Consider the following 25,624-nt stretch of genomic DNA (forward strand, 5'->3'; position numbering starts at 1 on the left):
CCTCCACGAGACGGGTGATCCCGTCAGCCACGCGCCGCCCACGGGGCCGTGGTGTCCTGGAACGCGTTGACGCCGGCGAAGGCCATGAAGTAGTTGCCCGACATGTTCTGCGCGCTCGCGATCGCGTCGTTGATCGAGGCGATCAGGGCGTCGGTCGAGTACTCGCCCAGGCGCGGCGAGAACGTGCCCTCGTCCTCGACCTGCTGCGACAGCCGCGTGATGGTGTCGAGCGACGTGTCGCCGCCGATCACGAGGTAGATGCCGAGCATGTCGGTCATCGAGGCGACCACGTCGTCCGTGATGACGGGGTCCTTGGCGCCGAGGCCCGTGAACCACTGCTCGGCGACCTTGCGCACGTTGCCGTCGTTGAGGCCCAGATCGGTGCCGGCGGTCTTCGCGTCCTCGCGCGCCTGCGCGACCGCGTCCGGGCCCAGCGCGGCCCAGGTCGCGAGGATGCGCGGGGTGGGGACGGCGTAGCCCTGGCTCGCGGCGTCCCACGACTGCGCGAGCGCGTCCAGGTCGGCGGTGGTCACCGTCGCGCCCTGGTAGGACGCCGCCACGCCGGGCGCCTCGGGCTGCCCGGGCACGGCGCAGCCCGCGAGGAGAAGGGACGATGCGGCAAGGACGGCGAGGCGTCGGCGGAACGTCATGCCGGTCATCCTAGTGCGGGTGAGCCGGTGGCCTGGATGACGGTCCTGACCCAGTCCAGCACCTCGAGGCCTTCGACGGGTCTGCCGCCGATGCGCGCGGTCATGGGCGCGGGGACCAGCACCTGGCGTACCGCGGGCTTGATGAGCGTGCCGGGGAAGAGGCGGTTCATGCGCAGCGCGGCCGAGTCCGGCAGCTCGAGCGGGCTGAAGCGGATGTACTTGCCCTGCGCGACCACGTCGTGGATGCCGATCGCGCGCAGCTCGAGGCGCAGCCGCGCCACCGCGAGCAGGTGGGTGACGGGCTCGGGCGGCGTGCCGTAGCGGTCGTCGAGCTCCTCGGCGATCGCGGCGAGGGTCGCCTCGTCGTCGGCGTCGGCGATCTTCCGGTACGCCTCGAGGCGCAGACGCTCGTGCTCGACGTAGGACTCGGGCAGGTGGGCGTCGATGGGCAGGTCGACCGTCATGGGGGCGCGGTCCTCGACCTCCTCGCCGCGGAAGCCCGCGACGGCCTCGCCGACCATGCGGATGTAGAGGTCGAAGCCGACGCCCTCGATGTGGCCGGACTGCTCGGCGCCCAGCAGGTTGCCCGCGCCGCGGATCTCGAGGTCCTTCATCGCGACCGCCATGCCCGACCCGAGGTCGGTGTTGGCGGCGATGGTCTGGAGGCGGTCGTGGGCCGTCTCCGTGAGGGTGCGGTCCGGCGGGTACAGGAAGTAGGCGTACGCCCGCTCGCGGCCGCGGCCCACGCGCCCGCGCAGCTGGTGGAGCTGGCTGAGGCCGAACGTGTCGGCGCGCTCGACGATGAGCGTGTTGGCGTTGGAGATGTCGAGGCCCGTCTCCACGATCGTGGTGCACACGAGCACGTCGTAGCGCTTCTCGTAGTAGTCGACGATCACCTGCTCGAGCTGCTTCTCGCTCATCTGCCCGTGCGCGACGGCGATGCGCGCCTCGGGCACCAGCTCGCCGAGCTTGAGCGCGGCGCGGGTGATGGTCTTGACGGAGTTGTGGATGTAGAACACCTGGCCGTCGCGCAGCAGCTCGCGGCGGATCGCGGCGGTCACCTGCGCGTCCTCGTGCGGGCCCACGTAGGTGAGGATCGGGTGGCGCTCCTCGGGCGGCGTCGCGAGCGTCGACATCTCGCGGATGCCGGTGACGGCCATCTCGAGGGTGCGCGGGATCGGGGTCGCGGACATCGCGAGGACGTCGACGTCGGTGCGCAGCGCCTTGAGGGTCTCCTTGTGCTCGACGCCGAAGCGCTGCTCCTCGTCGACGACGATGAGGCCGAGGTTCTTGAAGCGCACCTGGCCCGTGATGAGGCGGTGGGTGCCGACCACCAGGTCGATGGTGCCGTCGGCGAGCCCCTCGATGATCTCCTTGGCCTCCTTGTCGGTCTGGAAGCGCGACAGCGCGGCGACCTTGACCGGGAACTGGCCGAAGCGCTCCGTGAACGTGTCGACGTGCTGCTTGACCAGGAGCGTCGTGGGGCACAGCACGGCCACCTGGGTGCCGTCCTGGATGGCCTTGAACGCGGCGCGCACCGCGATCTCGGTCTTGCCGAAGCCCACGTCGCCGCACACGAGGCGGTCCATGGGCACGGGCTTCTCCATGTCGGCCTTGACCTCGTCGATGGTCGACAGCTGGTCGGGGGTCTCGACGAACGCGAAGGACTCCTCGAGCTCGCGCTGCCACGGGGTGTCCGGGCCGAACTCGCGGCCCTTGGTCGCCATGCGCGCGCTGTACAGGCGGATCAGCTCGGCGGCGATCTCCTTGACGGCCTTGCGTGCCTTGGTCTTGGTCTTGGACCAGTCGGCGCCGCCCATCTTGTTGACCGACGGGGTCTCGCCGCCCACGTACTTGGTGATGAGGTCGAGCTGGTCGGTGGGCACCGACAGCCGGTCCCCCGGGCCGCCGCGCTTCGAGGGCGCGTACTCGATCACCAGGTACTCGCGCTCGATGCCGCGCACGGTGCGCTTGACCATCTCGACGAACCGGCCCACGCCGTGCGTCTCGTGGACCACGAAGTCGCCGGGGCGCAGCTGGAGCGGGTCCACCGCGGTGCGGCGCCTGCTGGGCACCTTGACCTTGGGCCCGGCGGCCGACACGGACCGGCCGGTGAGGTCGGACTCGTGCAGCACCATCAGGCGCGCGGACGGCACCTGGAAGCCGCCGCCGTCGACGCCCGCGAGGACCGCGACGACCCCGGGGTCCGCATCGTCCCCATGCGCGGCGACGCGCGCCGGGATGTCGGCCTCGCCGCACTGCTCGGCGATGCGGTGCGCGCTGCCGGTGCCGGCGGCCGCGATGACGACGCGCCAGCCGTCGGCGAGGCGGCCGCGGACGGCGTCGAGCGCGGCGGCGAGGCGGCCGCGGTGGTCCTCGACCTCCTGCACGGCGGACGCGACGGCCGCGGCGGTGCCGAACGGGCCGATCGTGGTCCAACCCAGGCCCCGCTCCGCGGCGGCCACCTCGATGTCCTCGAAGGACAGGAAGCCGCCGTGAGTCTCGAGGGGCGAGTCGGCGCCGGCGGCCGCGCTCACCCAGGCGGCCTGAAGGAACTCGGCGGCGGTGCGCTGGAGGTCCTCGGCGCGGCGGGCGAGCCGCTCCGGCTCGAGGGCGACGAAGCGCGTGGCCGCGGGGAGGACGTCGGTGACGGCCTGCAGGCGCGTGAGCAGCGCAGGGATGAGCGACTCCATGCCCTCGACCGCGTGGCCGTCGGCGATGCGGGCGAGCATGTCCGCGGCGGACGGGTGCTGGTCGACGAGGCTCGCGGCGCGCGCGCGGATGTCGTCGGTGAGCAGCAGCTCGCGGCACGGCGGCGCCCACAGGCGCTCGACGTCCTGCAGGGACCGCTGGTCGGCGACGGAGAACGAGCGCAGCGACTCGACCTCGTCGCCGAAGAACTCGACGCGGACCGGGTGAGGATCGGTAGGCGGGAACACGTCGACGATGCCGCCGCGGACCGCGAACTCGCCGCGGCGCTCGACCATGTCGACGCGCGTGTAGGCGGCGCCCGCGAGCGCGGCCGTGAGGTCGGTGAGGTCGCGCACGTCGCCCACCGTGAGGTGCACGGGCTCGAGGTCCGCGAGGCCCGGCACGAGCGGCTGGAGGATCGCACGCAGCGGCGCGATCACCACGCGCAGCGGGGGCAGGCCGCTCTCGGCCGCGGCGGTGTCGGGGTGGACCAGGCGGCGCAGCGTCGCGAGGCGGCGCGCGACCGTGTCGGAGCGGGGGCTGAGTCGTTCGTGCGGGAGGGTCTCCCAGCTCGGGAACGTGGCGACCGTGCGCGGGTCGAGGTAGGCGGACAGGGCCGCCTCGAGCTTCTCCGCGTCGCCGCCCGTCGCGGTGACCGCGAGCAGCGGGGCCTCGGCGTCGCCCGCGGCGCGCGCGAGCAAGGGCGCCGCGGCGGGCGCGGGCGCCTGCACGTGCGACGCGTCGCCGAGCCGGGCGTCGGCCCACTCCCCGAGGACGGTGGACAACGGCGGGACTGCGCTCACGGAGACCTCCCGGGCATGACGAACGACCGGGAAATCCGGCACGGACATCCTAGGCACGTCCGGCGGCGCCCCTCCGCTCGCCTCTCATCGTCCTCCCATCGGCCCCTGCCTACGGTCGGCGTCATGACCTCCACCGCGATCGCGCTCGACCGGGTCACGCACCGCTACGGCACGCGTCCCGCTCTCGTCGACCTCACGCTCGACATCCCGGAGGGCGAGATCTTCGGCCTCCTCGGCCACAACGGCGCGGGCAAGACCACCACCGTCGGCATCCTCACCACGCTGCTGCAGGCATCCGCGGGGGACGCGGTCGTGGCAGGCCACGACGTCCGCACCGCGGCGCGCGACGTGCGCGCGTCGCTCGGATACCTGCCCGAGAACGTCACGTTCTACAACGACCTCACGACCATGGAGAACCTCGTGTTCTTCGCGCGGCTGTCCGGGCTCAGGCGCCCCGAGGCGCGCATCGGCGAGGTGCTGGAGTTCGTGGGCTTCACGGGCCACGACCACGAGCGGGTCGGGACCTTCTCGAAGGGCATGCGCCAGCGCGTCGGCCTCGCGCAGGCGCTGCTCCACCGGCCCGCGGTGCTCTTCCTCGACGAGCCGACGTCGGGCCTGGACCCCGAGGGGGTGCGCGCCCTGCGCGAGCTGATCCTGCGGGTCAATGCCGAGCACGGCACCACGATCTTCATGAACACCCACCTGCTGTCCGAGGTGACCAAGACGTGCACGAGCATCGGCATCCTGCGCTCAGGGCGGCTGGTGCACCACGGCACGCTCGCGGACACGGTCGGGGCGTTCCCCACCGAGGACGCCCTGGAGCGCGCCTACTTCGCCTCCGCGACGGACGCGCCGGCATGAGCACCGCGATCACCGCCGCGCGGCACGAGCTGCTCGCGAGCGTGCGCGCGAAGGCACCGTACGCGCTCGTCGCCGCGTTCCTCGGGATGGTCGCGGCGTCGACGTTCATCGGGTGGCGCACCACCGTCACCGTCACCGCCATCTACGAACGCGTGCTCGCCGACGGCTACACCACGCAGCCCAACCCCTTCACCGACGTCTCGCCCCTGTACTACGTGCGCAACACGGTCATCTACGTGCTGCTCATCGGCACGCTGATGGCGGCGACGCTCGGGGTCCAGTCGGCGCTGCGCGACCGCAAGGCGGAGACCGCCGCGCTGATCGGCACGCGGCCGGTCGACGCCCGCGCGTTGCGCACGGGCCGGCTGCTCGGCCTGGGCATCCTGCTCGCCGCGCTCGTCGCCGTCACCGAGGTGGTGACGTGGGTCAGCGTCGGGCTGCTCGTCGGAGGCCCGCTCGACGCCGCGGAGACCCTCCGGATCGCGGGCTTCGGCGTCCTCACGTGGCTGCTGCTGGTGGGCTTCGCGGGCGTCGGCATGCTGTCGGGCCGCCTGCTGCATCGCGAGCGCACCGCGCTCCTGGCGCCCGTGGTCGTGTGGGCCGTCATCGCGTTCGTGGTGCCCCAGCTGGGCACGGCGGCGCGCCCGGTGTCCCTGCTCAACCCCGTGCCGCTGCCCGCGCAGGACTCGGGAGCGTTCGCGTGGCTGTCGCATGCGTTGGCCCCGATCGCGATCACGGAACGCTTCAAGACAGCGTCGGGCGCGCTGCTCGGCTCGCCCACCACCGGGTCCGCCGCCGCGTCCGCGCTCCTCGTCGCGCTGTTCGCGGCCGTCGCGCTCACCGCGGCGATCCTGGTGCGCGGCACCCGCACCCAGGGGGTGCCTCATGAGTGAGACGGTCACTCTCGCACGCAAGGAGCTGCTCGACCTCCGCCGCGACCGGGTCGTGTGGATCGTGGTGGGCACGCTCGGCCTCGCCGTCGTGCTGTCCGTGGTGGTCGCCTCCCTCGACTTCCGCGCGCAGCTCGCCGACTACGAGGCCTACGCGGCCCAGGTGAAGGCCTCGGGCAGCGGCGTGACGCCGGCGGCGCCTCAGCTGTTCCCGCTCCAGCTGCTGCGCGGCGGCATGGAGTACGTCGAGGTGCTCGGCGCCCTGTTCGCGCTGATGATCGGGTACGGCGCCATCGCGAAGGAGCGCTCGCGCGGCACGGTGGACCTGCTGCTCACCCGGGCGCGCTCGGGCACGTCGATCGTCATGGGGAAGCTCCTGGGCCTGGCGATCCTGTGGGCGGTGATCATGGCGGCGGTCGTGGTGACCGCGCTCGCGTCGGTCGCGCTCATCGGCGGCTCCACGATCGGCTGGCACGAGGTGGGCCGCATGGCGCTCGCGGGGGCCGCGGGCTGGGTCTACGCCGTGTTCTGGAGCGCGATCGCGGTCGCGGTCACCACGCTCACCCGGAACTCGACCGCCGCGCTGCTCACCCTGCTGGTGCTCTGGTTGGTGATCGTGCTGGTCATCCCGCAGATCGGCGACACGATGGATCCGGACAACCAGGTGCCCGGCGGGCTGTTCAAGGCGCTCGCGATCGCGAAGCCCGACGAGCATGCCGTGCTCCACCACTTCGCGACCTACGAGAGCCTGCGGAACGGGCTCGAGGTCAGCTCCCTCTCGAAGCTCTATGAGCGGTTCACCTTCGCGACCCTCGGCATCAAGGACATCTACAACGGCCAGAGCCTCGCGGTCGTGTGGGACGGCACGTTCCGCTACGTCATCGGCGCGCTCACGCTCACGGGCGCCGCCCTCACCTTCGCGGCGGCATCCGGCCGTCGCATCCACACCCTCAGGAGGTCCTGATGCACCACCCGCTCCACGGCCCGATCGCGGCCGTCACCGTCGCCCTCGCCGGCGCGGCCCTGCTCGCCGGCTGCTCCTCGCCCACCACCGCATCGTCCCCGGCCGCATCCGGCGCGTCCGGCGCGGCGGGCGGCGCGACCGCCGGCACGGCGTCCGGGGTGCTGCCCGTCGCCTCCGACCCCATCACCGACACCGCCACCACGCCCGGGCTCACGGTCACCAAGGTCCTCGCCGAGGACAACACCGACGCGTCCGGCGCCGCCATCGCGGACTGCCTGCAGGTCACCATCTCGAACTCGTCGGCGCAGGACGCGACGGGGCTGGAGATGTACTACACGATGACCGACACCACCACGCATGCCTCGGAGTCCTACTACCAGGCGCTCGACGGCGTGACGATCCCGGCGGGAGGCTCCGCGACCGTGTGGTTCGACGGCGGCAGCGGCACCGGCCACTATCCCGAGAACCGGTACAGCATCTACCGGTCGTCCAAGAACGAGGTGGACTTCACCGTCGAGGTCGCGGCCACCGGCCTCCGCGCCGCCACCGGGACCGGGAAGAAGAGCACCGGCAACGGCGAGCAGGCCGACTGACCCGCGTAGCATCGAGCACGGTCGACGCATCGGAGAGGAGCGGGCGCGATGAGGGTCCTGGTGGTCGACGACGAGCCGCGCCTGACCTCGATCATGGAGCGCAGCCTCGGCGAGTCCGGCTACGCGGTCGACGTCGCGCACACGTCGGACGTCGCGCTCGAGCGCATCGCGGTCGAGCCGTACGACCTCCTCATCCTCGACGTCATGCTCGCGGGCTCGCCCATGGACGGTTACGCGCTGTGCACCGAGATCCGCCGCACCCACCCCGACGTTCCGATCCTCATGCTCACCGCGCTCGGAGCGGTGCCGAACCGCGTGTCGGGGCTCGACGGCGGCGCGGACGACTACGTCGTCAAGCCCATCCATGCGCTCGAGCTTCTGGCACGCGTGCGCGCCCTGCTCCGCCGCGCACCCCGGGCGGACGCACCCGTGCTCCGCGTCGGCGCGCTGTCGCTCGACCCCGCCTCGCGCCAGGTCACCTGCGGCCCCCACGAGGTCGACCTCACGGCCAAGGAGTTCGCGGTGCTCGAGTACCTCATGCGGAACGCGGGGCGTGTGGTGAGCGCGAGCGAGCTGATCGACCACGCGTGGGACGCGAACTACGACGGCTACTCCAACGTGGTCCAGACCTACATCCGCTACCTGCGGCGCAAGCTCGAGGAGGTGGGGGCGGGGGACGCGATCACCACCCGTCGGGGCGCGGGCTACGTGATGGAGGACGCCGGATGATCGTCCGCCGGACCACGGTGCGGCTCGCCCTCGCGTTCACCGGGATCCTGCTCGCCGTCGTCGCCGTCGCGTTCGTCGGCATCTACGTGTTCGCGACCCTCGCCTTCGACTTCGACGTGGTGGCGACCGACGCGGGCGCCGGCGGTGACGCGGTCACGCACGCGCTGGCGAGCCTGCGCTCGGTGCTGCTGACCTCGTACGCCGTCATCGCGGTCGCGTCGCCGCTGGTCAGCTGGGCGATGGCGCGGCTGGCGCTGCGCCCGCTCCGACGCTCCTACGAGGTCCAGGCCCAGTTCGTCGACGCGGCCTCGCACGAGTTCCGCACGCCCCTCGGCATCCTCATGGGCGAGATGTCGTGGGCCCTGCTCCGCCGCCGCTCCCTCGACGACTACGAGCGGTCGTTGCGCACCTCGCTCGAGACCGTCGAGTCGCTGTCCCACCTCACCGATCAGCTGCTGCTGCTGTCGCGCGACGACCAGGTCGAGCTGGCCGCGTCGCGCGAGCGGGTACCCCTGGCCGAGATCGCCGCCGAGGCCGTCGTGCTCGCCGCACGAGAGCACGACGCCGCGGGGCGCGTCACCCTCGAGGCCGATGACGACGCGACGGTCCTCGTGTCGCACGATCTCATGGTGAGCGCCGCGCGGAACCTGCTCGACAACGCGCTCAAGTACTCGGCACCCGATGGCCGCGTCCGCGTGCGCACCGCCCGGCGCGGACGCACCGCCACCCTCACGGTCGTCGACGACGGGCGCGGGCTGTCACCGGCCGACGCGAGGAAGGCGTTCGAGCGGTTCTGGCGCTCGCCGGCCGCCACGGATGTCCCCGGCCACGGGCTGGGGCTGCCGCTGGTCCGCAGCATCGCGGAGGCGCACGGAGGCCGCGTGGAGCTGCGCGGCGACGCGCACGGCGGCGCGATCGCCACCCTCACGCTGCCGACGGCGTAGCGCTCGGGCTCAGCCCGCGACGGGTGCCGCCTCGCGCGCCGCGCGCGCGAGCAGGTCCAGCGTCGCCCTCGCGGAGCGCGCGGCCGCGTCGTCGAGGTGCTCGTCGAACTCGACTCCGCCGTCGCCCTGGCACATGTCCGACACGCAGCGCAGCGACAGGAACGGGATGCCGGACGTGGCCGCGACCTGCGACACGGCCGCGGACTCCATGTCGGTCGCGATCACCTTGGGGAAGCGCTCGCGGATGAGGTCCACGGTCTCCGCGACGGCGAAGGCGTTCGCGGAGGCGAGGTAGCCCTTCTTGGCGCCCATCTCGACGGCGAGGTCGACGAGGTGCTCGTCGGACTCGTGGAACTCCGCGTGGCCGGGCACCTGCCCGTACTCGTAGCCGATCGACGTCGAGTCGGCGGACCAGTCGAGCGAGCAGCACGGCGCGACGATGTCGCCGACGGTGACGTGCCCGGGGATGCCGCCGCACGTGCCCGCGGACACGATCGTGGTGGCGCGGACGCCGCCGATGACGCCGTGCGACACCAGGGTCGCCGCGCGCGCCGCCGAGACCATGCCGATGCCCGTCACGACGAGCAGGTAGGTGACGTCCCCGGCGGTCGCGATCCACGCATCGTCCGGGGAGTTGAGGCCCTCGTGGGTGTCGGAGAGGTCGAGGAAGCCCTGCGCCTCCTCGGGCATCGCGACCAGGACGGCCGGCATCGACGCCACCTCGCCCGCCATCAGCGCATCACCGTGAGCAGCTCGTCGCCGCGGGCGGTGAAGCCCTCGACCGCGGCGCGCATCGCCTCGAGCGAGTGGTGCGCGCCCCAGCCGCACTGCACCTCGTTGGCGGCGGGCACCTCGGTGAGCGCGAGCATGTCCGTCATGGTGGCGAGCACCAGGTCGCGGATCTCCGCGGGGGTGTGCTCGCCCGACATGATGAGGTAGAAGCCGGTCTGGCAGCCCATGGGGCCGAAGTCGATCACCTGCGCGCTGTGGTCGCGCACGCACTCCGCGAACGCGTGCTCGATCGAGTGCACGGCGTCCATCTCGAGGTGCGCGACGTTGGGCTGGGTGAAGCGCACGTCGAACTTGGTGAGGACGTCGCCGTGCGGCAGCTCCTTGCGGTCCGCGAGGCGGATGAAGGGCGCGGCCACCGCCGTGTGGTCGAGGTTGAACGACTCGACGTTCATCTTGCGGGGCTCGGTCACCTGGGATCCTTCGGTTCGTGGACGGCCCACCAAGAGTAATGCGGCGCACCGCGCACTTCTAGACTTCTCGACATGACAGACCCGCACGCGACCGCCGAGCGGATCCTGCGCCGCTTCGCCCGCGACACCAACCTCCTCATCGCCGGGCGTCCGGTCCGCGTCTCCGCCGAGGCCGACGACACCGCCACCGCCCTCGCCGTCGCCGGGATGGCCCGCGCGCTCGGCGCGCGCCTCGTCGAGGACGACGCGACGGGCCCCGACGTGCTCGACATCGACATCCAGGGGGACGATGCTTCCCTCGCCCTGGGCGGCCGGCCGCTGGCCTCGCGCGGGGACGCCGCGGGACGCCTCGAGTTCGCGCGCGCCCACATGCCGGTCTCGACCGCGCTGGCCGCCGAGCTGGCGTCCGCCGGCACCGTCGCGGGCCTGCGGATCGGCGTCTCGATGACGCTCGAGCCCAAGACCGCGAACCTCGCGCTGCTGCTCGTGGACGCCGGCGCGGAGGTCGCCGTCTACGCGCACCCCGACGAGACCGACGCCGCGGTCGCCGACGCGCTGCGCGCGCACGGCGTCCCCGTGGACGCCGATCCCACGCTCGCCGGTCCCGCCGAGCGCGACGCCGCCCTCGCGTGGCTGGGACGCGGCTTCGACGTCGTGGTCGACGACGGCTCGCACCTCGTGCGCCTCGCGCACGAGGCCGCGCCCGACCTGGTCGACGGGTGGATCGGCGTGACCGAGGAGACCACCTCCGGGCTCACCCCGCTGCGGGCGATGGCGGCGGCCGGGCTCCTGGGGACGCCCGTGATCGCGGTGAACGACGCGGCCACCAAGACCGGGTTCGACAACCGCTACGGCACCGGCCAGAGCTGCGTGTTCGCGATCGCGGACCTCATCGAGCAGGCGGACGTGACGGTGCGCGACCTGCCAGTCCTGATCATCGGCTACGGCCCGGTCGGCGTCGGGGTCGCGGCGCACCTGGGTGCGCTCGGCGCGCACGTGACCGTCGCCGAGATCGACCCGCTGCGCGCGCTCCTCGCCGCCCACGACGGCTACGAGGTGGGACGCGCCGAGGACCTCGCCTCCGGCGCCCTGATCATCTCCTGCACCGGGGTCGCCGGCACCGTGACCCGCGAGCTGATCGAGCTGGGCAGCATCGTCGCCGTCGCGGGTGGCGTGCCCGGCGAGGTGGACCTGGACGAGGCGGCGCTCGAACCCGTCGAGGTCGGCGGCCGCGCGGTGGCGCACCTCGACGTCGACGTCGAGCGCGGCACCCTGATCCTGGACCGCGGCGGCTGCATCAACGTCACCGCGGCGGAGGGCAACCCGATCGAGATCATGGACCTCAGCTTCGCGACGCAGCTCGCCGCCGTCCGGCGGCTGGTGGAGACCCGCCCCGCCGTCGGCGTCCACGCCCTGGACGATGCCGCGGTGGCCCACGTCGCGGCGACCGCGGCGCTCGTGCGCGGCATCCCGACGGACACGGCCCCCGCGGCCTCCGCCGCCGCATCGTCCGACTGGCGCTCGCGCCGCTACCGGGGGACGTCCGCATGACCACCCTCGTCTACAGCGCCGCCCTGGTCCTGCCCATGACCGCGCCGCCCGTGCTGGACGGCGCGATCGCGGTGCGCGGCCGCCGCATCGTCCACGTCGGCGAGCGCGCGTGGGTCGTCGAGGCGCTGCGCGAGAGCGGGCACGCGTTCACCGAGCACCGCTGGGACGGCGTGCTCATGCCGGGGCTCATCAACGCCCACACCCACCTCCAGTACACCGGCATGGCCGAGGTGGGACGCGGCAGCTACCAGGGGTTCGAGGACTGGGCGCAGGCCTTCAACCCGGTCTACGACCGCGGTCAGGACTGGCGTTCCGCCGCCGCGGCCGGCGCCCGGATGGCCGTCGAGGCGGGCACCACCGCCGTCGCGGACATCGTCACGGACCTCGAGGCGATGTACGCGCTCAACGACGCGGGACTGCACGGCATCACCTACTGGGAGGTGATGGACTGGACCAACGCCGACTGGCGCGAGCGCGGACGCGCGCAGGTCGAGGCCGCGCTCGACGCCCTGCCGACCCCGCCGGGGACCGGGCTGAGCCCCCACGCGCCGTACTCCCTCGAGATCGTGCCGCTGCTCGACATCCCCGACATCGTCCGCGAGCGCGGCAGCCGCATCCACATCCACCTGGGCGAGTCCGCGATCGAGCGCGAGTTCTCCCACACCGTCGCGGAGCCGTGGCAGGCCAAGGGCCTCGGCTCGCTGTCCGAGCTGCGCTCTGCCGGCTACGGCACGTCCGCGACGGACTACGTGGACCACCTGGGCGTGCTCGGCCCGGACTGCCACATCGCCCACGGCGTCTACCTGTCCGCGAAGGACCGCGCGATCCTGCGCGCCCGCGGCACGTCGGTGGCGCTGTGCCCGCGCTCGAACGCGGTGATCGGGCTCGACGAGCCGCCCGTCGCCGCCTACCTCACCGAGGGCAGCCCGATCTCGGTGGGCACGGACTCGCTGTCGAGCTCCCCGTCCCTCGACCCCATGGGCGACGTCGCCGCGCTCCACGCGATGGCGCGCCGCCAGGGCTACGACCGCGCCGACCTCGCCGAGCGCCTGCTGGCCGCCGTCACGCTCGGCGGCGCGCGCGCGATGGGCCTGCACATGGGGCCCGACCGCACCGGCCACCTCGCGGTGGGCGCGCGCGCCGACCTGGCGTTCCTCGACGTGCCCGTCGGCGACCTCGCGACCACGCTCGAGGACCTCGCCCGCGCCGGCGACGGCCACGCCGCCGCCACCGTCATCGGCGGGCGCCTGCGCCACGCCACGCCCGCCTTCACCGACCAGACCGGAGCCACGCTCGCATGACCATCCCCGCCACCGCGACCATGCTCGGCCTCGAGGCCCACCCCGAGGGCGGCTGGTTCCGCCGCACGTACACCTCGGGCATCCCCGTCGACACCGGCGGCGGCGCGCGCCCCGCCGCCACGATCATCCACTACCTCCTCACCCCCGGCGAGGAGAGCGCGTGGCACGTGGTCACCTCCGACGAGATGTGGCTATGGCACGGCCCCGGCGCGCTCGAGCTGCGCCTCGGCGGGTCGGGTGACACCCCGGACGATGCGCCGGAGACCCTGGTGATGGGCCCCGACCTGGCATCGGGCCAGGTCGCGCAGGTGCTCGTGCCGGCGGGCACGTGGCAGGCCGCGCGCCTCGCGGGCGACGCGGAGGCGCTCGTCAGCTGCGTGGTCTCCCCCGGCTTCGACTTCGCCGACTGGCGGCTCGCGTAGGCGCATCCCCGCGTCTCACGATGCGGCGGCATCGCCCGCATCGTGGCCGGTAGACTGTGCCCGCACGGCCAGCGGTGGCCGTCCCCTCCCCCAACTCTTCCAAGGAGCATCCATGACCAGCACACGTGTGCGCGCCGGCCTTCTCGCGACGACCGCCCTGGGCGCGCTGATGATGGCGGGCTGCTCCTCCACGTCGTCCGACTCGGAGGCCTCGACGTCGGCGTCCACCGACGCCACCGCATCGTCCGCCGCCGAGCTGGAGACCCTCACCCCGGGCAAGCTCACCATCGCGACCGGCGAGCCCGCCTACGAGCCGTGGGTCGTCAACGACGACCCCGCGTCGGGCGAGGGCTTCGAGGCCGCCGTCGCGTACGCCGTCGCGGAGCAGATGGGCTTCTCGAAGGACGACGTCGTGTGGGTCCGCTCGAGCTTCGACTCGGCCATCGCGCCCGGCGCGAAGGACTGGGACATGAACATCCAGCAGTTCTCGATCACCGACGAGCGCAAGCAGGCCGTCGACTTCACGAGCCCGTACTACACGACCACGCAGGCCGTGGTGACGGTCGAGGGCTCGGCCGCCGCCGACGCGACCACGGTCGCGGAGCTCAAGGACCTCAAGATCGGCGTCCCGTCCGGCACCACCTCGTACACGGTGGCCGCCGAGGTGCTGGGCGACCAGAACCTCGCCGTGTTCAACTCGTCCGAGGACGCCGTGCTGGCGCTCACCTCGGGCCAGATCGACGCGTTCGTCATCGACCTGCCGTCGGCCTTCTACCTCTCCGCCGTCGAGCTCGAGAACGGCAAGATCGTCGGCCAGTTCGCGGACAGCACCGGCGGCGACGAGTTCGGCATCGTCCTGCCCAAGGGCTCGTCGCTGACGGCGCCCGCGACCGCCGCGGTGGACGCCCTGCGCGAGGACGGCACGCTCGACTCGCTCCAGACCCAGTGGCTGTCGACCGCGGTCGACGTCCCGGTCCTGAAGTAACCCCGAGGTAGGCGCACGATGACGGAACGGGCGGCGGTGGAGGCCTGGGAGCCCAGCTCACTCGAGCTGGAGCGCCGCCTCGCGCGCAAGCGAGCCTCCCGCCGCTCGGTCCTCATCGCGCTGTTCTCGACCGTCGCGTTCGCGGCCCTCGCGTGGTGGGCGATCGTGAGCTCGCCGGGCTGGGAGGGCGTGCAGCAGCAGTTCTTCAGCCCCGAGGTGGCCAGGAAGGCGTTCCCCAAGGTCCTCGAGGGCCTGTGGCTGAACATCCGGGTGCTGTTCTTCGCGACGATAGTCGTCGCGGTGCTCGGCACGCTGCTCGCGGTGATGCGCTCGCTGCGCGGGCCCGTGTGGTTCCCGGTGCGCGCCCTCGCCACGGGCTACACGGACCTCTTCCGCGGGCTGCCCGTGCTCATCGTGCTGTACCTGGTCGGCTTCGGGATCCCGGCGCTCAACCCCGAGAGCCGCATCTCGGTGGCCGTGCTCGGCACCGTCGGCATCTCGCTGTGCTACTCCGCCTACGTGGCCGAGGTGCTGCGCGCCGGCATGGAGGCCGTCCACCCGTCGCAGCGCATCGCGGCCCGCTCGCTGGGCCTGTCCCACGCGCAGACGCTGCGCCTCGTGGTGATCCCGCAGGCGCTGCGCAAGGTGGTGCCCGCGCTCATGAACGACTTCGTGTCGATGCAGAAGGACGTGGGCCTCATCTCGGTGCTCGGCGCCGTGGACGCGGTCCGCGCCGCGCAGATCGTCACCGCGCAGACCTACAACTTCACGCCCTACGTGGTCGCCGGCCTGCTCTTCGTCGCGCTGAGCTTCCCGATGATCCGCCTCACCGACGCGGTCCAGGCGCGCATGGCCCGCCGCGAGCAGATCGGAGGGACGGTGTGAGCGTCCTCGAGCTCGACAACGTCCACAAGCTGTTCGGCGACAACCACGTCCTGCGCGGCGTCGACCTCACGGTCGACGAGCACGAGGTCGTGGTCGTCATCGGAGCGTCCGGCTCGGGCAAGTCGACGCTCATGCGCACCATCAACCTCATCGAGCGCGTCGACGACGGCCGCATCCTGCTCAGCGGCGACGACATCACCGAGCCGACGGTCGACGTCGACAAGGTGCGCGCCCGCATCGGCGTCGTGTTCCAGCACTTCAACCTGTTCCCCCACATGCGCGTGATCGACAACGTCACGCTCGCGGCCCGCAAGGTCCACGGGACCGACGCCGACGTCGCGCGCGACCGCGCGATCGGGCTGCTCGACAAGTTCGGGCTCGGCGAGAAGGTCGACGACTACCCCGACCGCCTCTCGGGCGGCCAGCAGCAGCGCGTCGCGATCGTCCGCGCGATCCTCACCGACCCCGAGCTGCTCCTGCTCGACGAGATCACCTCGGCGCTCGACCCCATGCTGGTCGGCGAGGTGCTCGACCTGGTGCGCGACCTCAAGGCTCAGGGCTCGACCATGCTCATGGCGACGCACGAGATGTCCTTCGCCGCCTCGGTGGCGGACCGCATCGTCTTCATGCACGCCGGCCGTCCCCTCGAGGTGGGCACCCCGGACCAGATCTTCGGCGACCCGCAGCAGCCGGAGACCCGCGAGTTCCTCGCGCGCATCACGCACCGCTGAGCCCCCCACTCCGCGCGACCGTCCCCCACACGCGATCTGCAGTGGGAGGGCCTCTGGTCGAGGTTCACCGCGCGACCTGCATCGCGTGAACGGTCACAGCGACCCGCCTGTGTGGGGCAAGGTCACTGTCGGGCAAGGTCAGGCAGCCCGCTACTCGTAGTCGTCGGGCTCGACCACCGCGGGCAGCGACGCCGTCACGACCGACCCGTCTGCGCGCAGCGTGCCGTGGAACGCCGAGGCGTCGGGCGCGCCGGGCAGCCGCGGCCCCTGGTCGGCCAGCGGCACCACCGCGTCCTCGCCGCGCAGCACGCTCACGCGGTGCCCGCGCACCATCACGGTGAGCCCCTGTCCCTCCTCGACCGTGAACGCGATCTCGTGCTGGCGCAGCGTCACCAGCAGCCGGGTGCCGCGCTGGGTCAGCCGGAAGCGCATCTCGGGCCACGACTCGGGCAGCCGCGGGTCGAACGACAGCACGCCGCCGTAGTCGCGCATGCCACCGAAGCCGTGCACGAGCGCCGACCACACTCCACCCGCGGACGCGACGTGCACCCCGTCGGCGGTGTTGGAGTGGAGGTCCGCGATGTCGACGAGCAGCCCGTCCCAGAAGTAGCGCAGCGCGAGCTCGTGGTAGCCCACCTCGGCGGCCATGATCGACTGGACCACCCCGGACAGCGTCGAGTCGCCGGTGGTGATGGGGTCGTAGTAGTCGAAGTCGGCCTTCTTCTCCTCCGCGGTGAACTGGTCGCCCTGGAGGAACAGCGCGAGCACCACGTCCGCCTGCTTGAGCACCTGGAACCGGTAGATCACCAGCGGGTGGAAGTGCAGCAGCAGCGGGCGCTTCTCCGGCGGGGTGTTCTCGAGGTCCCACAGCTCGCGCTCGTGGAACAGCGCGTCCTGCGGGTGGATGCCCAGGTCGTCGTCCCACAGGATCGCCATGGCCTCCGCGGCGGACTCCCACTCGATGACCTCGGCGTCCTCGAGGCCCAGGCGCGCGACCATCTTGCGGTGCTGGTCGGGCCACATGGACGCGAGCTTGCGCACGGCCGCCGCCGCGGCGCGCAGGTTGAAGCGCGCCATGACGTTCGTGTAGAGGTTGTCGTTCACCACGGTCGTGTACTCGTCGGGGCCGGTGACGCCGTGGATGCGGAAGCTCGACCCGTCGCCCTTGATGTTGCGCCAGAATCCCAGGTCCGCCCACATGCGGGCGGTCTGCACGAGGATGTCGATGCCCTCGCGGGCGAGGAACTCGTCGTCGCCGGTGGCCTTGACGTACTTGTCGATCGCGAAGGAGATGTCGGCGTCGATGTGGTATTGCGCGGTGCCGGCCGCGTAGTACGCGGACGCCTCCTCGCCGTTGACGGTGCGCCACGGGAACAGCGCCCCGTGCTGGGCCAGCTCGCCGGCCCGCTCGACGGCCTTCGGCAGCATCCGGTAGCGGTAGCGCAGCGCGTTCCGGGCGATGCCGGGCGACGTGTAGACGAAGAACGGGACCACGTAGATCTCGGTGTCCCAGAAGTAGTGGCCGCTGTAGCCCGAGCCGGTCACGCCCTTCGCCGCCACGCCCTGCCCGTCGCCGCGGGCGGCGGCCTGCGCGAGCTGGAACAGGTTCCAGCGGATCGCCTGCTGCACGCGGTCGTCGCCGTCGACCTCGACGTCGGAGCGCCGCCAGAAGTCCGCGAGCCACTCCTCCTGGTCCGCGAACTGGTGCTCGACGCCCTCGCTCCGCACGCGCGCGAGCGTGCGGTGGCAGCGGTCGCCGAGCTCGCGCGCCGGCACCATGCGGGACGTGTGATAGGTCACGACCTTGGTCAGCGAGAACGTCCGCCCCGGCTGCGCGTGGAAGCGGAACACCTGCTTGGCGTAGTCGGGCTGGATCTCGGTCTCGATCGCGACGTCGCCGTCGAACTCGTACGAGTGCTCCATCGCGACCGCGAGCGTCATGCCCGAGTTCACCGCCTCGTAGCCGAGCATGAGGTGATCGCCGTGGGCGCGGTGGATGCGCGGCTCGAGGACCCGCTCGTTGAAGGACTCCGACTTGCGCGGGTCGAAGCCGGCGGTGGCGCCGGGCGACGATCGGTACTCGTCGGCGCCGGCCTGCCGGTTGAGCAGCTGCGAGGAGATCGCGATGGGCGCCTCCTTGTCCAGCAGCGTCACCTCGAACTGCATGATCGCGAGGTGGCGCTGGGTGAACGACACCATGCGCCGCGACCGCACGCGCACGCGGTTGCCCGCGGGTGTGCGCCACAGCAGGTCGCGCGTGAGCACGCCCGTGCGCATGTCGAGCGTGCGCGAGTACTCGGGCAGGTCCGCGATGGACAGCAGCAGCGGCTCGTCGTCGACGTACAGCCGGATCACCTTGGGGTCGGGCACGTTGACGATGGTCTGGCCGGTCCGCGCGAAGCCGTACGCCTCCTCGGCGTGCCGGATCCGGTAGGTCTCGTGGAAGCCGTTGATGAAGGTGCCGTGCGCGTGCGCGTCGTGGCCCTCCTCGATGTTGCCGCGCAGGCCCAGGTAGCCGTTGCCCACCGAGAACAGCGTCTCGGTGGTGCCCAGGTCCTCGGCGCCGAACTCGGTCTCGATCAGCCGCCACGGGTCCGCGGGGAACCGCAGCTCGTCCACGTAGTCGGGCGCGCTCGTGTCGCCGAGCGCCCGCTGCGCCGCCTTCATCCCTGCACCAGCTCCCTCAGGTCCTCGACGACGATGTCCGCCCCGCCCTCGCGCAGCTCCTCGGCACCCGCGCCGCGGTCCACGCCCACGACCAGGCCGAACGCCCCGGCCCTGCCGGCCTGGACGCCCGACATGGCGTCCTCGACCACCACGGCGCGCTCCTTGGGCACGCCCAGCAGCTCGGCCGCATAGAGATAGGTGTCGGGAGCCGGCTTGCCCGCGATGCCGTGGTCGGCGGCGACCTGGCCGCTCACCACGTGCACGAAGCGGTCCGCAAGCCCGGCGGCCTCGAGCACGGCGGGGGCGTTCCTGGACGAGGACACGACCGCCATCGCGCAGCCGATCGCCTCGAGGTGCTCGATCAGCGCGACCGAGCCCGCGTACGGCGTGACGCCCTCGTCGTGCAGGATCCGCGCGAACGCCTCGTTCTTGTCGTTGCCCAGCCCGCAGACGGTCTCGGTGCCCGGCGCATCGTCCGGCGTGCCCTCGGGGAGGTGCACGCCGCGCGATGCAAGGCACGCGCGCACGCCGTCGTAGCGGGGCTTCCCGTCGACGTACGTGAAGTAGTCGTCGTCCGTGTAGGCCGGGGTGATGCCGTGCGACTCGAAGTAGTCCGTGAACATGCGCCGCCACGCATCCATGTGCACGTCCGCGGTCGGCGTGAGCACGCCGTCCAGATCGAACAGCGCGGCGGCGAAGCTCGCGTCGGGCACCTGCGGCAGGCGCCAGGGGCTGGTCTCGGTCGTCACGGGGTCTCCCTCCAGCTCGTGTCTCGGGCGGCATGCCCGGCATCCGCTCGAACGCACGCGCCCTCCGGAGCATGCCCAGCGGCGCCGCGTCACGTCCCTTCGATACTAGCCACCACCCCTCCCGGACGGGCCGGGACCGGGGACGATGCGCCTCCCGGCCCGGCATCGGGACCCCCGCGCCGTACAGTGGTCGGGTGGATACCGAGGCGCTCGACCCCATGCGAGCCGAGGACGTCGTGTCCGGCGCGGTGCTCGAGAACCGTCATCTCGACGGCGGCGTCCTGGGCGACCTCGAGGCGGCCTCGGTCGCGCTGATCGAGTGCATGGTGAGCGACACCCAGGGCGACGAGTGCCGGTTCCCGGGCCTGCGCTCGACGGGCACCACCGTGATCGGCTCGTCGTTCGCGACGCTCGCCGTGCCCGGCGCGACGGTCTTCTCGGGACGGCTCGAGGGCGTGCGGATCGGCGCGCTGCTCATGGACGGCTCGGACGTGTCCGTGCATCGCATCGTCGCCTCGCGCATCGACGTGCTGTCGCTGCGGGACTCCAAGGTGCGACGCCTCGAGATCGTCGACTCGCAGATCGGGCTGCTGGACCTCGGCGGCTCGAAGATCCGCGAGGTGACGGTGGTGGGCGGCTCGATCGACGAGCTGGTGCCCTCGCGCGGCAGCGTCGAGGACTTCGACGTGTCCCGCACCGCGCTCGGGACAGTGGCCGACCCCGCGGCGCTGCGGGGCCTGACGCTGTCCGCCGCGCAGGCGATGACGCTGGGCACGGACCTCGCGCGCCACCTCGGCGCGACGGTCGTCGACTAGCCGGAGGCGCGCTCAGCCCTTGGTGTGGAACCTCATCTGCGCCGCCTCGACGCCCGACTCGAGGATCGCCTCGACGGCGTCCGCCGCATCGTCCACCAGGAACGGCAGCTCCTTGCGCTCGGCCGCGGAGAACGGCTTGAGCACGAACGTCGCGGCCTCCATGCGGCCCGGCGGGCGGCCGATGCCCACGCGCACCCGCACGTAGTCGGGGGTGCCGAGCGCCTTGGTGACGTCCTTGAGGCCGTTGTGGCCCGCGGATCCGCCGCCGCGCTTGATCTTCACGGTGCCGAACGGGATGTCGAGCTCGTCGTGGACGACGATGACGTCGGTCGGCTGGACCGAGTGGTACTTCGCGAGCGACGACGTGGGGCCGCCCGAGACGTTCATGTACGACATCGGCACGCCGACGACGACGGGACGGCCCGCGAGGCGCACGGTGGCGTTGCGGGTGTGGGTCTTCTTCGACACCGACAGGGACGAGGAGCCCCGGCGGCAGAGCTCGTCGATCACCATCTGGCCGATGTTGTGGCGCGTCTCGGCGTACTCGGGGCCGGGGTTGCCCAGGCCGATCACCAGGTCGCTCACGCGCGCCTCCGTCTCGTTCGTGCGATCAGACGACGACGCCCGGCGCGCCCATAGTCGGGCGAGCCGGGCGTGCATCGGTGTGAGATTACTCCGCGGCGGTCTCGGTGGCCTCCGCCGCCTCGCCCTCGGCGGCGCCGGCGCCACGCGGGGTCGAGACGGAGACCACGAGGGTGTCGCCCTCGGTCACGAGCACGGCGCCCTTGGGCAGCACGATCTCGGACGCGTGGATCTTGGCGCCGTCCTCGAGGCCCTCGACGGAGACCTCGATGACCTCGGGGAGGTGGGTCGCCTCGGCCTCGAGGTGCAGCGACGCGTGCTCGAGCACGTGGATGGTGCCCGCGAAGGACTCGCCGACGACGTGGACGGGGACGTCCACGGCGACCTTCTCGCCCTTCTTCACGATGAGCAGGTCGACGTGCTCGATGATGCGGCGGACCGGCTCGGTCTGGACGTCCTTGACGATGACGAGCTCCGACTTGCCGTCGAGCTCGATGTTGAGCAGGGCGTTCGAGTGCTTGAGCGCCATCATCGTGTCGTGGCCGGGGAGGAAGATGTGCACGGGCTCGGAGCCGTGGCCGTAGATGACGGCGGGGATCTTGCCGGCGGCGCGGGCGCGGCGGGCGAAGCCCTTGCCGAACTCGGTGCGGGTCTCGGCGGCGAGCGTGATCTGGTCGGACATGCGGGTCTCCTCTAACGTCAGATGGGGCCAGGGCAAGGCAGGCTCTCGCATCTGCCGCGTCGATCACGCCGGGTGCGAATCCCAGCCTCGCCGAGGAACCGGACGAGTATACGTGGTTCCGAGGACGATGCGCCAGTCGGGGCCACTCACCCACGACCGTCCTCCACACCGGATCTGCGGATCGCGGCGCTCACGTCGAGGTTCGCCCCGTGAGTTGCATCGGGCGAGCGTTCACATCGCGGTGCTCGTGTGGGGGACGGTCGGGGTGCGCACGCCGCCGCTGACCCGGCTGCTCACGCGGCAGGGAACCAGCGGGCCACGGTGGCGGCGAGGCGCTCCTCGAACTCCGAGTCGTCGTGGCGGCCGCGCAGCCAGCCCACGAAGTCCCCGCCCGCGACCGCGTCGAGCTCGGCCCGGCACGCGGCGGCGTCCGTCACCGCGCGCAGGAGGAGCCGCTCGGCCTCGGCCGCGTCCTCGTAGAGGTACGGGTACCGCTCGGGCAGGATCGCGCGCGACCACGGGCGGTCCGGGAAGACGCCGATGGCTCCGGCCACCATCGCCTCGACGTACTCGAGGCCGTACGACTCGTCGCGCGCGGTCGCGAGGAAGGCCGTGGTGCGCGCGAGCCGGTAGTAGTAGTCCTCGCGCGTCGCGGTGAGCGGACCCACCCACGCCCAGTCCCGGCGCGACAGGCGGATCGCCTGCTCGGAGATGAGATGCGACTCCTCGAGGCGCATCTCCACGCGGATCGGCGTGCGGCGGCGCACCCTCTCGACGACGTCGAGGAACAGCTCGGGGCGCTTGCGCTCGGACAGCCGGATGGCCGGGTAGAGGACCACCGGCACCGCGGGCTCCTCGCGCGGCTGCACGTGGTCGAGCCGGATGCCCAGGTTCGCCCAGTCGAGGCGCGCCCGCTCCGCGAGCGGCGGCACGGTGAGCGCGTCGACGATCTCGCGCACCTCGGTCGCGGTGCGCCGCGAGTTCGCGAAGGTGGGGAACAGCGCGCACGACAGCGCGAGCGACGCGCGCTGGACGGGGTGGGTGAACTGCGACGTGCTCCACCACACGAAGTTCATGAGCCGCGGCTCGGCGCCCGTGGCGGCCAGGGTGCGCCACACCGCGGGCGACGTCACCACGTCCATGTTGACCACGACGGTGTCGCGCGGGTCGACGAGCTCGAGCGGCACCACGTCGAAGCCGTCCGCGCGCCGCGGATGCGGGCCCACGAGCTCGGCCCCGGGGAAGAGCCGCTGGAGGCGGCGTACCAGGGTGGCCCGCGCATCGTGCCCCGCGACGCGACCCTCGGCGACGGTCACCCCGTCGCTGAGGATCGCGATCCCGGTCATCAGTCCACCGCCACCCGGGCGGCCTCGCGCGGGGCCACCGGCGCATCGTCCGCCGGCCGCTCGGGCTCGTCGTCGCCCTCGAGCGACGCCGTGATGCGCATGCCGTAGAAGGACCGGTGGACGAACAGGGCGGAGGCGACGAAGAACACGCCGGCGAGCACGTAGACGAGGGTCTGGCTGCCCTGGTCCGCGAGGCCCACCGCGAGCTCGACCGCGAGCAGGCCGAACAGCGTCGTGAACTTGATCACCGGGTTGAGCGCGACCGACGAGGTGTCCTTGTAGGGGTCGCCCACGGTGTCGCCGACGATCGTCGCGTCGTGGAGCGGGGTGCCCTTCGCGTGGAGGTCGACCTCGACGATCTTCTTGGCGTTGTCCCACGCGCCGCCCGCGTTGGCCATGAAGATGGCCTGGTAAAGGCCGAACAGCGCGATCGAGATGAGGTAGCCGATGAAGAAGTACGGCTCGACGAACGCGAACGCGAGGGTCGCGAAGAACACCGCGAGGAAGATGTTGAGCATGCCCTGCTGCGCGTACTGCGTGCAGATCTCCACGACGCGGCGGGAGTCCTCGGTCGAGGCCTTGGTGACGCCATCGAGCTTGATGGTGCCCTTGATGTACTCGACCGCCCGGTAGGAGCCGGTCGTGACCGCCTGGATCGAGGCGCCCGTGAACCAGTAGATGGTCGCGCCGCCCGCGATGAGGCCCAGCAGGAAGGGCGGGTGGACCAGCGAGAGGTTCTCGATCCCCGTGGTGAGGCCGTCCGTGAGGGAGATGATGATCGAGAAGATCATGGTGGTCGCGCCGACCACGGCCGTGCCGATGAGCACGGGCTTGGCGGTGGCCTTGAACGTGTTGCCGGCGCCGTCGTTCTCCTCGAGCATGCGCTTGGCGATGTCCCACTGCGGCGCGATCCCGAAGTCCCGCTGCAGCTCGGCGTCGATGCCGTCGAGGTCCTCGATGACGGACAGCTCGAACACGCTCTGCGCGTTGTCGGTGACCGGGCCGTACGAGTCGACCGCGATGGTGACCGGGCCCATGCCGAGGAAGCCGAACGCGACCAGGCCGAACGCGAACACCGCGGGGGCGAGCATGATCTCGTCGAGACCGAGTCCGGAGATCAGGTACGCGGCGCCCATGAGGGCCACGATGACGATGCCGAGCCAGTAGCCCGAGAAGTTGCCGGCGACCAGGCCGGACAGGATGTTGAGCGACGAGCCGCCCTCGCGCGAGCTCTTCACCACCTCGCGCACGTGGCGGCTGTTGGTCGACGTGAACACCTTGACCAGCTCGGGGATGAGGGCGCCCGCGAGGGTGCCGCAGCTGATGATCGTGGCGAGCTTCCACCACAGGCCGTCGCCGAGGTCGCCGATGAGCCACGCCCCCGAGGCGTAGGTCGCCGCGATCGACACGGCCGAGGTGAGCCAGACGAGCGACGTGAGCGGGCGCTCGAAGTCCATGCGGTCGGCGCTCGCGTAGCGGCGGCGCGCCCACGCGTCGTTCGCGAGGTAGGACAGCACCGAGGCGATGAGCATCACGGCGCGCACCGCGAAGATCCACACGAGCAGTGTCGCCTGGACGGCCGGGTCGTGGACGGCGAGCAGCAGGAAGGTGACGAGCGCGACGCCCGTGACGCCGTAGGTCTCGAACCCGTCGGCGGAGGGGCCCACCGAGTCGCCCGCGTTGTCGCCCGTGCAGTCGGCGATGACGCCCGGGTTGCGCGCGTCGTCCTCCTTGATCTTGAACGCGATCTTCATGAGGTCGGAGCCGATGTCCGCGATCTTGGTGAAGATGCCGCCCGCGATGCGCAGCGCGGCCGCGCCGAGCGACTCGCCGATCGCGAAGCCGATGAAGCACGCGCCCGCGATGTCGCGCGGCAGGAACAGCAGGATCACCAGCATCATCAGCAGCTCGAGGCTGATGAGCACCATGCCGATGCTCATGCCCGCCTTGAGGGGGATGCGGTGGACCGGCAGCGGCCTGCCGCCGAGCGCCGCGAACGCCGTGCGCGAGTTGGCGTACGTGTTGACGCGGATCCCGAACCACGCGACCGAGTACGAGCCGGCCATGCCGATGAGGCTGAAGGCGATCACCACGGCGACGCGGCCCCACGAGAACCCGACGAGGACGCCGTAGTACAGGACGATCACGGCGGCGATCACCGCCCACAGGCCGAGCAGGAACCTCCCCTGCTGGACCAGGTACGCCTTGGAGGTCGCGTAGATGAGCTCCGACACCTCACGCATCGAGGAGTGCACCGTCAGGCGCCGGATCTGCCCCAGCACGGTGAAGCCGAACGCGAGCCCGAGCACGGTCACCAGGAGGCCGCCCACCAGGAGCGCCGTCCCGGAGGTTCCTCCCCCGACGGTGACGCCCGACAGGTCCGGCAGCTCGAGGCTGGCCTCGCCGCCGCTGATGTGGTCGCAGCCGGACAGCGCGAGCACGCCCGCGCCGGCCAGCACGGCGGCGCCGGAGCGCCGCGCGAAGGTGGACAGGTTCCGCCGTTGGAACATTCTTACCCCTGGAAGATCACGGTCGTGGGGACCTTCCCGCAACCTAGGGGCGGCGGCGGCGGGCCGCGGGT

23 protein-coding genes are annotated in these 25,624 nt (G+C 72.0%); 13 read left to right on the top strand and 10 right to left on the bottom strand.

Annotation, left to right across the window (positions count from 1 at the left end):
* Positions 1–23: 23 nt before the first annotated feature.
* On the bottom strand, positions 24–650 hold the full coding sequence (locus AOM04_RS02530) for a hypothetical protein (protein ID WP_062461763.1): 627 nt from the start codon (positions 648–650) through the stop codon (positions 24–26).
* Positions 651–655: 5 nt separating this feature from the next.
* Entirely contained in the window at positions 656–4,192 is a 3,537-nt protein-coding gene (gene mfd / locus AOM04_RS02535; RefSeq protein ID WP_082104296.1) for a transcription-repair coupling factor, read from the bottom strand.
* 75 nt (positions 4,193–4,267) lie between these two features.
* Between mfd and AOM04_RS02540 the strand changes: the two genes are divergently transcribed.
* The 6 genes from AOM04_RS02540 to AOM04_RS02565 are packed head-to-tail and all read left to right on the top strand — an operon-like array spanning position 4,268 to position 9,125.
* Positions 4,268–5,005, top strand: a complete 738-nt coding sequence (locus AOM04_RS02540) for an ABC transporter ATP-binding protein (protein ID WP_062461769.1) — start codon at positions 4,268–4,270, stop codon at positions 5,003–5,005.
* On the top strand, positions 5,002–5,898 hold the full coding sequence (locus tag AOM04_RS02545) for an ABC transporter permease (RefSeq protein WP_062461772.1): 897 nt from the start codon (positions 5,002–5,004) through the stop codon (positions 5,896–5,898). Before AOM04_RS02540 ends, AOM04_RS02545 begins: the two co-directional genes overlap by 4 nt.
* Positions 5,891–6,859: an ABC transporter permease gene (locus tag AOM04_RS02550; RefSeq protein ID WP_062461775.1), complete on the top strand. Its 969-nt coding sequence runs from the start codon at positions 5,891–5,893 to the stop codon at positions 6,857–6,859. Before AOM04_RS02545 ends, AOM04_RS02550 begins: the two co-directional genes overlap by 8 nt.
* Complete coding sequence (locus AOM04_RS02555) at positions 6,859–7,452, top strand: hypothetical protein (protein WP_062461778.1); 594 nt, start codon at positions 6,859–6,861, stop codon at positions 7,450–7,452. Before AOM04_RS02550 ends, AOM04_RS02555 begins: the two co-directional genes overlap by 1 nt.
* Positions 7,453–7,500: 48 nt before the next feature.
* Positions 7,501–8,181: a response regulator transcription factor gene (locus tag AOM04_RS02560; protein WP_062461781.1), complete on the top strand. Its 681-nt coding sequence runs from the start codon at positions 7,501–7,503 to the stop codon at positions 8,179–8,181.
* Positions 8,178–9,125 carry a sensor histidine kinase gene (locus AOM04_RS02565; RefSeq protein ID WP_062461787.1) on the top strand — a complete coding sequence of 316 codons (948 nt, stop codon included), beginning with the start codon at positions 8,178–8,180 and terminating at the stop codon, positions 9,123–9,125. The genes AOM04_RS02560 and AOM04_RS02565 overlap by 4 nt, the downstream gene beginning before the upstream one ends.
* Positions 9,126–9,134: 9 nt before the next feature.
* Here AOM04_RS02565 and mtnN read toward each other — a convergent pair whose 3' ends face one another.
* Both mtnN and AOM04_RS02575 read right to left on the bottom strand, forming a co-directional pair.
* Entirely contained in the window at positions 9,135–9,857 is a 723-nt protein-coding gene (gene mtnN, locus AOM04_RS02570) for a 5'-methylthioadenosine/S-adenosylhomocysteine nucleosidase (protein WP_062461790.1), read from the bottom strand.
* Complete coding sequence (locus AOM04_RS02575; RefSeq protein WP_439645049.1) at positions 9,857–10,327, bottom strand: S-ribosylhomocysteine lyase; 471 nt, start codon at positions 10,325–10,327, stop codon at positions 9,857–9,859. Before AOM04_RS02575 ends, mtnN begins: the two co-directional genes overlap by 1 nt.
* Positions 10,328–10,399: 72 nt before the next feature.
* Between AOM04_RS02575 and AOM04_RS02580 the strand changes: the two genes are divergently transcribed.
* The 6 genes from AOM04_RS02580 to AOM04_RS02605 all read left to right on the top strand — a co-directional run bounded on the left by AOM04_RS02580 (position 10,400) and on the right by AOM04_RS02605 (position 16,202).
* Positions 10,400–11,878: an adenosylhomocysteinase gene (locus AOM04_RS02580; RefSeq protein WP_062461793.1), complete on the top strand. Its 1,479-nt coding sequence runs from the start codon at positions 10,400–10,402 to the stop codon at positions 11,876–11,878.
* Positions 11,875–13,179, top strand: coding sequence for an amidohydrolase family protein (locus AOM04_RS02585; RefSeq protein WP_062461796.1), 1,305 nt, complete (start codon positions 11,875–11,877; stop codon positions 13,177–13,179). The genes AOM04_RS02580 and AOM04_RS02585 overlap by 4 nt, the downstream gene beginning before the upstream one ends.
* Positions 13,176–13,601, top strand: coding sequence for a cupin domain-containing protein (locus tag AOM04_RS02590; protein WP_062461799.1), 426 nt, complete (start codon positions 13,176–13,178; stop codon positions 13,599–13,601). The genes AOM04_RS02585 and AOM04_RS02590 overlap by 4 nt, the downstream gene beginning before the upstream one ends.
* 112 nt (positions 13,602–13,713) lie before the next feature.
* A complete protein-coding gene (locus AOM04_RS02595) occupies positions 13,714–14,586 on the top strand; it encodes an ABC transporter substrate-binding protein (protein WP_062461802.1) in 873 nt (290 codons plus the stop codon).
* Between the two features lie 18 nt (positions 14,587–14,604).
* Positions 14,605–15,471: an amino acid ABC transporter permease gene (locus tag AOM04_RS02600; protein ID WP_062461804.1), complete on the top strand. Its 867-nt coding sequence runs from the start codon at positions 14,605–14,607 to the stop codon at positions 15,469–15,471.
* Positions 15,468–16,202, top strand: coding sequence for an amino acid ABC transporter ATP-binding protein (locus AOM04_RS02605; protein WP_062461807.1), 735 nt, complete (start codon positions 15,468–15,470; stop codon positions 16,200–16,202). The genes AOM04_RS02600 and AOM04_RS02605 overlap by 4 nt, the downstream gene beginning before the upstream one ends.
* A 150-nt stretch (positions 16,203–16,352) precedes the next feature.
* Here the strand turns inward: AOM04_RS02605 and AOM04_RS02610 are convergent, their stop codons facing one another.
* Both AOM04_RS02610 and AOM04_RS02615 read right to left on the bottom strand, forming a co-directional pair.
* The gene (locus AOM04_RS02610; protein WP_062461811.1) at positions 16,353–18,869 is read right to left on the bottom strand and encodes a glycoside hydrolase family 65 protein; all 2,517 of its coding nucleotides are present in this window, start codon (positions 18,867–18,869) and stop codon (positions 16,353–16,355) included.
* Positions 18,866–19,618, bottom strand: coding sequence for an HAD family hydrolase (locus tag AOM04_RS02615; protein ID WP_082104297.1), 753 nt, complete (start codon positions 19,616–19,618; stop codon positions 18,866–18,868). Before AOM04_RS02615 ends, AOM04_RS02610 begins: the two co-directional genes overlap by 4 nt.
* A 194-nt stretch (positions 19,619–19,812) precedes the next feature.
* On the opposite strand from AOM04_RS02615, the gene AOM04_RS02620 reads away from it, so the two are divergent.
* The gene (locus AOM04_RS02620; protein WP_062461814.1) at positions 19,813–20,433 is read left to right on the top strand and encodes a hypothetical protein; all 621 of its coding nucleotides are present in this window, start codon (positions 19,813–19,815) and stop codon (positions 20,431–20,433) included.
* 12 nt (positions 20,434–20,445) lie between these two features.
* Here the strand turns inward: AOM04_RS02620 and pth are convergent, their stop codons facing one another.
* From pth to AOM04_RS02640, 4 genes are all read right to left on the bottom strand, one after another.
* Positions 20,446–21,018 (bottom strand): aminoacyl-tRNA hydrolase, encoded by a 573-nt coding sequence (pth, locus tag AOM04_RS02625; RefSeq protein ID WP_062461817.1) that lies wholly within the window; start codon positions 21,016–21,018, stop codon positions 20,446–20,448.
* Positions 21,019–21,103: 85 nt separating this feature from the next.
* Complete coding sequence (locus tag AOM04_RS02630; RefSeq protein WP_062461820.1) at positions 21,104–21,697, bottom strand: 50S ribosomal protein L25/general stress protein Ctc; 594 nt, start codon at positions 21,695–21,697, stop codon at positions 21,104–21,106.
* Between the two features lie 293 nt (positions 21,698–21,990).
* Positions 21,991–23,043 (bottom strand): glycosyltransferase family protein, encoded by a 1,053-nt coding sequence (locus AOM04_RS02635; protein ID WP_062461823.1) that lies wholly within the window; start codon positions 23,041–23,043, stop codon positions 21,991–21,993.
* A complete protein-coding gene (locus tag AOM04_RS02640; protein WP_082104298.1) occupies positions 23,043–25,553 on the bottom strand; it encodes a sodium-translocating pyrophosphatase in 2,511 nt (836 codons plus the stop codon). The genes AOM04_RS02635 and AOM04_RS02640 overlap by 1 nt, the downstream gene beginning before the upstream one ends.
* Positions 25,554–25,624: the final 71 nt, after the last annotated feature.

Source organism: Demequina soli (assembly GCF_000971195.1).
Lineage (GTDB): Bacteria > Actinomycetota > Actinomycetes > Actinomycetales > Demequinaceae > Demequina > Demequina soli.

Excerpts from the sequence above, each read along its gene's own strand:
- AOM04_RS02540 (WP_062461769.1), top strand. The coding sequence starts at position 4,268 with ATGACCTCCACCGCGATCGCGCTCGACCGGGTCACGCACCGCTACGGC.
- AOM04_RS02555 (WP_062461778.1), top strand. The coding sequence starts at position 6,859 with ATGCACCACCCGCTCCACGGCCCGATCGCGGCCGTCACCGTCGCCCTC.
- AOM04_RS02640 (WP_082104298.1), bottom strand. The coding sequence starts at position 25,553 with ATGTTCCAACGGCGGAACCTGTCCACCTTCGCGCGGCGCTCCGGCGCC.
- AOM04_RS02590 (WP_062461799.1), top strand. The coding sequence starts at position 13,176 with ATGACCATCCCCGCCACCGCGACCATGCTCGGCCTCGAGGCCCACCCC.
- mtnN (WP_062461790.1), bottom strand. The coding sequence starts at position 9,857 with ATGGCGGGCGAGGTGGCGTCGATGCCGGCCGTCCTGGTCGCGATGCCC.
- AOM04_RS02635 (WP_062461823.1), bottom strand. The coding sequence starts at position 23,043 with ATGACCGGGATCGCGATCCTCAGCGACGGGGTGACCGTCGCCGAGGGT.
- AOM04_RS02565 (WP_062461787.1), top strand. The coding sequence starts at position 8,178 with ATGATCGTCCGCCGGACCACGGTGCGGCTCGCCCTCGCGTTCACCGGG.
- AOM04_RS02530 (WP_062461763.1), bottom strand. The coding sequence starts at position 650 with ATGACGTTCCGCCGACGCCTCGCCGTCCTTGCCGCATCGTCCCTTCTC.
- AOM04_RS02545 (WP_062461772.1), top strand. The coding sequence starts at position 5,002 with ATGAGCACCGCGATCACCGCCGCGCGGCACGAGCTGCTCGCGAGCGTG.
- AOM04_RS02550 (WP_062461775.1), top strand. The coding sequence starts at position 5,891 with ATGAGTGAGACGGTCACTCTCGCACGCAAGGAGCTGCTCGACCTCCGC.
- AOM04_RS02585 (WP_062461796.1), top strand. The coding sequence starts at position 11,875 with ATGACCACCCTCGTCTACAGCGCCGCCCTGGTCCTGCCCATGACCGCG.
- AOM04_RS02580 (WP_062461793.1), top strand. The coding sequence starts at position 10,400 with ATGACAGACCCGCACGCGACCGCCGAGCGGATCCTGCGCCGCTTCGCC.
- AOM04_RS02610 (WP_062461811.1), bottom strand. The coding sequence starts at position 18,869 with ATGAAGGCGGCGCAGCGGGCGCTCGGCGACACGAGCGCGCCCGACTAC.
- AOM04_RS02560 (WP_062461781.1), top strand. The coding sequence starts at position 7,501 with ATGAGGGTCCTGGTGGTCGACGACGAGCCGCGCCTGACCTCGATCATG.
- AOM04_RS02595 (WP_062461802.1), top strand. The coding sequence starts at position 13,714 with ATGACCAGCACACGTGTGCGCGCCGGCCTTCTCGCGACGACCGCCCTG.
- AOM04_RS02600 (WP_062461804.1), top strand. The coding sequence starts at position 14,605 with ATGACGGAACGGGCGGCGGTGGAGGCCTGGGAGCCCAGCTCACTCGAG.
- mfd (WP_082104296.1), bottom strand. The coding sequence starts at position 4,192 with ATGTCCGTGCCGGATTTCCCGGTCGTTCGTCATGCCCGGGAGGTCTCC.
- AOM04_RS02630 (WP_062461820.1), bottom strand. The coding sequence starts at position 21,697 with ATGTCCGACCAGATCACGCTCGCCGCCGAGACCCGCACCGAGTTCGGC.